Genomic DNA, 4954 nt, shown 5'->3' on the forward strand with positions numbered 1-4954 from the left:
CCGGTGGGCCTGATCGCGCCGGCGCGGCTGGCCGATCGCCGGCAGGGCGTGGTGGTGCTGGCCGGTGCCGAAGCGCAATTGGCGCCGGTGCCGGCCGATTGGCCCGAGGGGCAGACCCGTCTGGTGGAAGTGCTGCGCCCGGCGCGTCCTGATGGTGTGCGTGACAAGCAGGCGCGGGTGATGGCGCACGATGGCCCGGCGCGCCCAGCGCCCGATCTGGCGACGCGGCTGGCGACAGCTGGCCATGACGTGACGCCGGTGCCGGCGCATGGCCCGGATGTTCTGGCCGATGCGGGCTGGGATGCGGTGGTGGAAGAGGCACTGTCGGGCCGTGTGGAGTTTCCCGGCGGCCGGCTGCTGGTGGCGCCCACGCCGGCGATGCTGGCGATCGATGTGGATGGGACAGGCGATCTGGCGCGGTTGGCCGAAGCGGCGGCCCGCGCCGTTGCGGCCTTGATTCGCCGGCATGGTATCGGTGGCCCGGTGGTGGTGGATTTCCCTTCGCTTGGCGGCCGTGCCCCGCGCGTCGTTGTGGATACCATCCTAGCCGAAACCCTGCCGCCGCCGTTTGAAAAGACCGCGATGAACGGCTTCGGCCTGGTGCAGATCATCCGCCCGCGCCGACAGTTGAGCCTGATTGAGGCCGTGCGCCAACCGGGCTTTGCCGCGCTGGAACTGCTGCGCCGCGCGCAGCGCCTGGCCGGCCCCGTGCAGATCGAGGCCCAGGCCAGCGTAATCGATTGGCTGGCCGCGCACCCGGCCCTGATTGCGGACTGCACGCGGCTGACCGGCGGGACACTGGCGCTGCAGGCCCGCGATAGGGCAGGGAGGGGCCATGTCCAACCCGCCTGATTCGCGCCCGCGCCCGTGTGTTTATTGCCGCAAGGCCCCCGCGGCGCCGGCCTTCCGCCCGTTCTGCAGCGAGGGCTGCCGCAGCCGCGACCTCAACGCCTGGCTGTCCGATCGCTACGTGCTGCCGGCAGGAAGCGAGGCGGACGAACTTTCTGACATCTCTGCGCTGGACAACGACGACGAGGCTGGCTAAACGGCCGCCTCCCACGCGGTTTACCCAACCGCTGTGACAATTGTGGGCCCGGGTAGCTCAGGGGTAGAGCAGGGGATTGAAAATCCCCGTGTCGGTGGTTCAAATCCGCCCCCGGGCACCATTCTCACCGACGCGTGCAGATCAGGACTTCCCATGGCGGGGAACATCGGCCATGGGCTGCGACCATGAACCTCGTCCGCTTCCCCCGTCGCCGTTACACCCCCGGTTTCACCCCGCTGGAGCCGCTGCCGCGGCTTTCGGCTGCCATTGGCGGCGCGGAGATCTGGATCAAGCGTGACGATCTGCTCGGCCTTGCCGGCGGCGGCAACAAGACGCGCAAGCTGGAGTTCCTGATCGCTGATGCGTTGGCCAAGGGGGCGGACACGCTGATCACCGTGGGTGCACCGCAGTCCAACCATTGCCGGCTCACGCTGGCCGCCGCGGCCAAGGAAGGTCTGGATTGCCGGTTGGTGATCGAGGAGCGGGTGGCGGGCAGTTTCAGCCCTGACGCGCTGGGCAACAATCTGCTGTTCGATCTGATGGGTGCCGCATCGGTGCGCATGGTCAAGGCCGGGGCCGACCTGGCCGAGGAAATGGCCGTGGAAGCCGCCGCCGTGAAGGCGGCGGGCGGCCACCCCTATATTATCGTGGGCGGCGGCTCCTCGCCGCTGGGGGCGTTGGGCTACGCCGCGTGCGCGCAGGAAATCATGGCGCAAGCGTTTGATGAAGGCGTCGCCTTCGATCGCATCGTGGTCGCATCGGGCAGTGCCGGCACCCATTCGGGCCTGATCGCTGGCCTGGTGGCGCTCAATGCCGGTATCCCCGTTACCGGCATCAACGTGCGCCGGCCGCGCGCCGAACAGGAAGCCAATGTGCTGAAGCTGGCGCAGGCGACCGCCGACCTGATGGGCACGCCGCAGCCGGTGGCCGCAGACATCGTGGCGCTGGCGGATTGGGTTGGCCCCGGTTACTCGCTGCCGACGCCGGAGATGGTGGAAGCGGTGCGGCTGCTGGCAGCGAAGGAGGGCATATTGCTCGACCCGGTGTACAGCGGCAAGGCGATGGCCGGGCTGATCGCGCTGGCGAGGCAAGGCGCTTTCAAGGGTGAACGGGTGCTGTTCCTGCACACCGGCGGCTCGCCGTCGCTGTCGGCCTTTGCCGGCGTGCTGCGCGATCCTGCCTTCAATCAATGACCCACTATCGGACAATCGGCGTGATCGGCGGCATGGGGCCGGCGGCCACCGCCGATTTCCTGAGCCGGCTGGTGGCGGGCGTGAATGCCGCCAGTGATACCGATCACCCGCGCGTGCTGGTGGACAGCAACCCGCATGTGCCCGATCGTAACGCCGCCGCGCTGCATGGGACGGATTCCCCCGGCCCGGCGCTGGCCGCGATGGGCACGGGCCTGGTGGCGCAGGGCGCCCAAGTGCTGGCCATGCCGTGCAATGCCGCGCACGGCTGGGCCGATGCGATCACGGCAGCGCCGTTTGTCTCGATGATTGATGCCGCCGTCGCCGAGGCGATGGCGCACCATCCGCGCTGCATCGGCGTGTTGGGCGTTGGCGCGACGCTGGCACTTGATCTGTATGGCCGGGCCAGTCCGGTGCCGGTGCTGGCTGGCGATCTGGCCGTCGTGCAGCCGGCGGTGAATGCCATCAAGGCCGGGGACCGCAGCCACGATGTTCGCGCGGCGCTGGCCGGCGAAGCGGCACGGTTGGCGGCAGCCGGGGCGGACGTGGTGATCGCCGCCTGCACCGAAGTGCCGCTGCTGCTGGCCCAAGCCGATGTGGCTGTGCCGCTGATCGATTCCACCGCCGCGCTGGCCCGCGCCACGTTGGCGGCGGCGCGTTTGCCCGATAGGGTGTGACGATGACCAAAACGACCGCCGCCGTTCTTGCCGCCATGGGTGCGGCGCAGCCCTATGCGACCAGCCAGCCGCTGACGATGAAGACGCTCGATCTGGCGCCGCCGGGGCCGGGCGAGGTGCTGGTCCGCATCGAAGCCGCCGGCTTGTGCCACAGCGATCTTTCGGTGGTGAACGCCGATCGCCCGCGCCCGCTGCCGATGGCGCTGGGCCATGAAGCGGTGGCGCGCGTGGAAACCGCCGGGCCGGGCGCGCGGCTGAAGCCGGGCACGCGCGTGGTGATGGCCTTCCTGCCGGCCTGCGGCCACTGCACCGTCTGCTGGTCGGGCGAGCCGTGGCTGTGCGGCAATGGCGCGGCGGCCAACGGCAAAGGCGAATTGCTCGGCGGCGGCTTCCGCCTGTCCGATTGCGGCCACCCCGTGCACCATCATCTGGGTCTGTCGGCCTTTGCCAGCCACGCGGTGATCGATGAACGCAGCTTGGTTGTGATCGACGACGACATCCCCGCCGAAATCGCTGCGCTGTTCGGCTGCGCGGTGCTCACCGGCGTGGGCGCGGTGTTCAATTCGGCTGTGGTGCGGCCCGGCGAAAGCGTGGCGGTGTGGGGCCTGGGCGGTGTTGGCCTGGCCGCTCTGCTGGGGGCGGTGGCGGCTGGCGCGGAACCGGTGATTGCCATCGATCCTGTGCCGGAAAAGCGCGCGCTGGCGCTGGAACTGGGTGCACGCGCGGCGGTGGCACCGGAAGACGCGGCGCAAGCCTTTGCCAAGCATGGCGCGCCCCGGGTCGCCATCGAGAGCGTGGGCAGCGGCAAGGTGCTGGCAGAGGCCTATCGCACCGCGGCGCGCGGCGGCCGCATTGTCACCGTCGGCCTGCCCAACCCGGCCGATCCGTTCACCATCCCGGCGGTGAGCCTGGTGGCGGAGGCCAAGACCATCATCGGCAGCTACATGGGTTCAGCCGTGCCGGCGCGTGACATTCCGCGCTGCATCGCGCTGTGGCGGGCCGGGCGGCTGCCGGTGGAGCGGCTGCTTTCCGGCGTGCGGCCGATGGCCGAGATCAATGACGCGCTTGATGCGCTGGCCAGCGGGCAGGCCATTCGCCAGATCCTGATCCCCTGATGCTGCCGGCAGGCTGGTGGCCGGTCATCGGTGGTAGCCTCGGCCTACTGCTGGGCAGCTTCATCGCGCTGGTCACGGCACGCTGGCCGCAGGGGGAGACCATCCTTGGCCGCTCGCGCTGTGACCGGTGCGGGGCAAGATTGGGTGCGCTGGAACTGGTGCCGGTGCTGTCGCACATCATCCTGCGTGGTCGCTGCCGGCACTGCGGCCAAGCCATTGTGGCCCGGCACTGGCAGATCGAAGTGGCGGCGGCCGTGATCGGGGCCGGGCTGTTGTGGCGGTTCCCGGCGCAGGAAGGCTTGTTGCTGGCGCTGGCTGGGTGGTGGTTGCTGGCGCTGCTGATCCTTGATGCCGAACATCAGTGGCTGCCCGATGCGCTCACCCTGCCGCTGATCCCGTTCGCGCTGCTGCTGCCGGGGCTGCCCCTGGAACAGCGGCTGTGGGGGGCAGGGCTGGGCTTTGCCGGGCTTTGGCTGGTGGGCTTTGGTTACAGGCGGCTGCGCGGGCGTGACGGGCTGGGCGGCGGCGATCCCAAGTTGTTGGCCGGGCTGGGGGCGCTGCTGGGCGGCTGGAGCCTGCCGTTCCTGATCACCGGCGCAGCCGCACTGGGCCTGGCGCTGGCTGGCTGGGATCATTTTCGCGGTCGCCCGGTGAACGCCATGACCCGGCTTCCGTTCGGCGCCCTGCTGGCGGGCGTGGCGCTGATTCTGCTATGGCTGGGCCCCGATTGGCTGGAGATGGTTCGATGACGCGGTTTGCCGGCGCCCAGAAAGTGCCCGACAAGCGAGTGGAGATGGTGATCCGCAAGGGCTTCCTGCCGGCGGCGGATTGCGCCGGGCTGATCAGCCTGATCGATGTGCATCGCCGGCCATCCACCATCACCGATGCCTATGGCGCGGGCAGTGATTTCCGCACCAGTGAAACCGC

General features: G+C 69.7%; 6 protein-coding genes, 1 tRNA gene and 1 pseudogene. All 8 read left to right on the forward strand.

The features are described from left to right. On the forward strand, positions 1–852 hold an 852-nt coding region (locus Q7O19_RS12875), incomplete at its 5' end, for a ribonuclease E/G (protein ID WP_303810897.1). Then, positions 836–1045, forward strand: a complete 210-nt coding sequence (locus Q7O19_RS12880; protein ID WP_022680219.1) for a DNA gyrase inhibitor YacG — start codon at positions 836–838, stop codon at positions 1043–1045. The genes Q7O19_RS12875 and Q7O19_RS12880, both read left to right, overlap by 17 nt. A 46-nt stretch (positions 1046–1091) precedes the next feature. Next, positions 1092–1166: transfer RNA gene (locus Q7O19_RS12885), tRNA-Phe, on the forward strand. Positions 1167–1230: 64 nt separating this feature from the next. Then, positions 1231–2238, forward strand: coding sequence for a D-cysteine desulfhydrase (locus Q7O19_RS12890; protein WP_303810898.1), 1008 nt, complete (start codon positions 1231–1233; stop codon positions 2236–2238). Beyond that, positions 2235–2912 carry an aspartate/glutamate racemase family protein gene (locus Q7O19_RS12895; protein ID WP_303810899.1) on the forward strand — a complete coding sequence of 226 codons (678 nt, stop codon included), beginning with the start codon at positions 2235–2237 and terminating at the stop codon, positions 2910–2912. The genes Q7O19_RS12890 and Q7O19_RS12895 overlap by 4 nt, the downstream gene beginning before the upstream one ends. A gap of 2 nt (positions 2913–2914) precedes the next feature. Next, a complete protein-coding gene (locus Q7O19_RS12900; protein WP_303810900.1) occupies positions 2915–4027 on the forward strand; it encodes a zinc-binding dehydrogenase in 1113 nt (370 codons plus the stop codon). Beyond that, positions 4027–4776 (forward strand): A24 family peptidase, encoded by a 750-nt coding sequence (locus Q7O19_RS12905; protein WP_303810901.1) that lies wholly within the window; start codon positions 4027–4029, stop codon positions 4774–4776. The genes Q7O19_RS12900 and Q7O19_RS12905 overlap by 1 nt, the downstream gene beginning before the upstream one ends. Then, a pseudogene (locus tag Q7O19_RS12910) lies at positions 4773–4954 on the forward strand (oxygenase); the annotation flags it as partial. The gene Q7O19_RS12905 and the pseudogene Q7O19_RS12910, both read left to right, overlap by 4 nt.

It is taken from the genome of Sandarakinorhabdus limnophila DSM 17366, assembly GCF_945882885.1.
Lineage (GTDB): Bacteria > Pseudomonadota > Alphaproteobacteria > Sphingomonadales > Sphingomonadaceae > Sandarakinorhabdus > Sandarakinorhabdus limnophila_A.

Excerpts from the sequence above, each read along its gene's own strand:
- Q7O19_RS12890 (WP_303810898.1), top strand. The coding sequence starts at position 1,231 with ATGAACCTCGTCCGCTTCCCCCGTCGCCGTTACACCCCCGGTTTCACC.
- Q7O19_RS12880 (WP_022680219.1), top strand. The coding sequence starts at position 836 with ATGTCCAACCCGCCTGATTCGCGCCCGCGCCCGTGTGTTTATTGCCGC.
- Q7O19_RS12905 (WP_303810901.1), top strand. The coding sequence starts at position 4,027 with ATGCTGCCGGCAGGCTGGTGGCCGGTCATCGGTGGTAGCCTCGGCCTA.
- Q7O19_RS12895 (WP_303810899.1), top strand. The coding sequence starts at position 2,235 with ATGACCCACTATCGGACAATCGGCGTGATCGGCGGCATGGGGCCGGCG.
- Q7O19_RS12900 (WP_303810900.1), top strand. The coding sequence starts at position 2,915 with ATGACCAAAACGACCGCCGCCGTTCTTGCCGCCATGGGTGCGGCGCAG.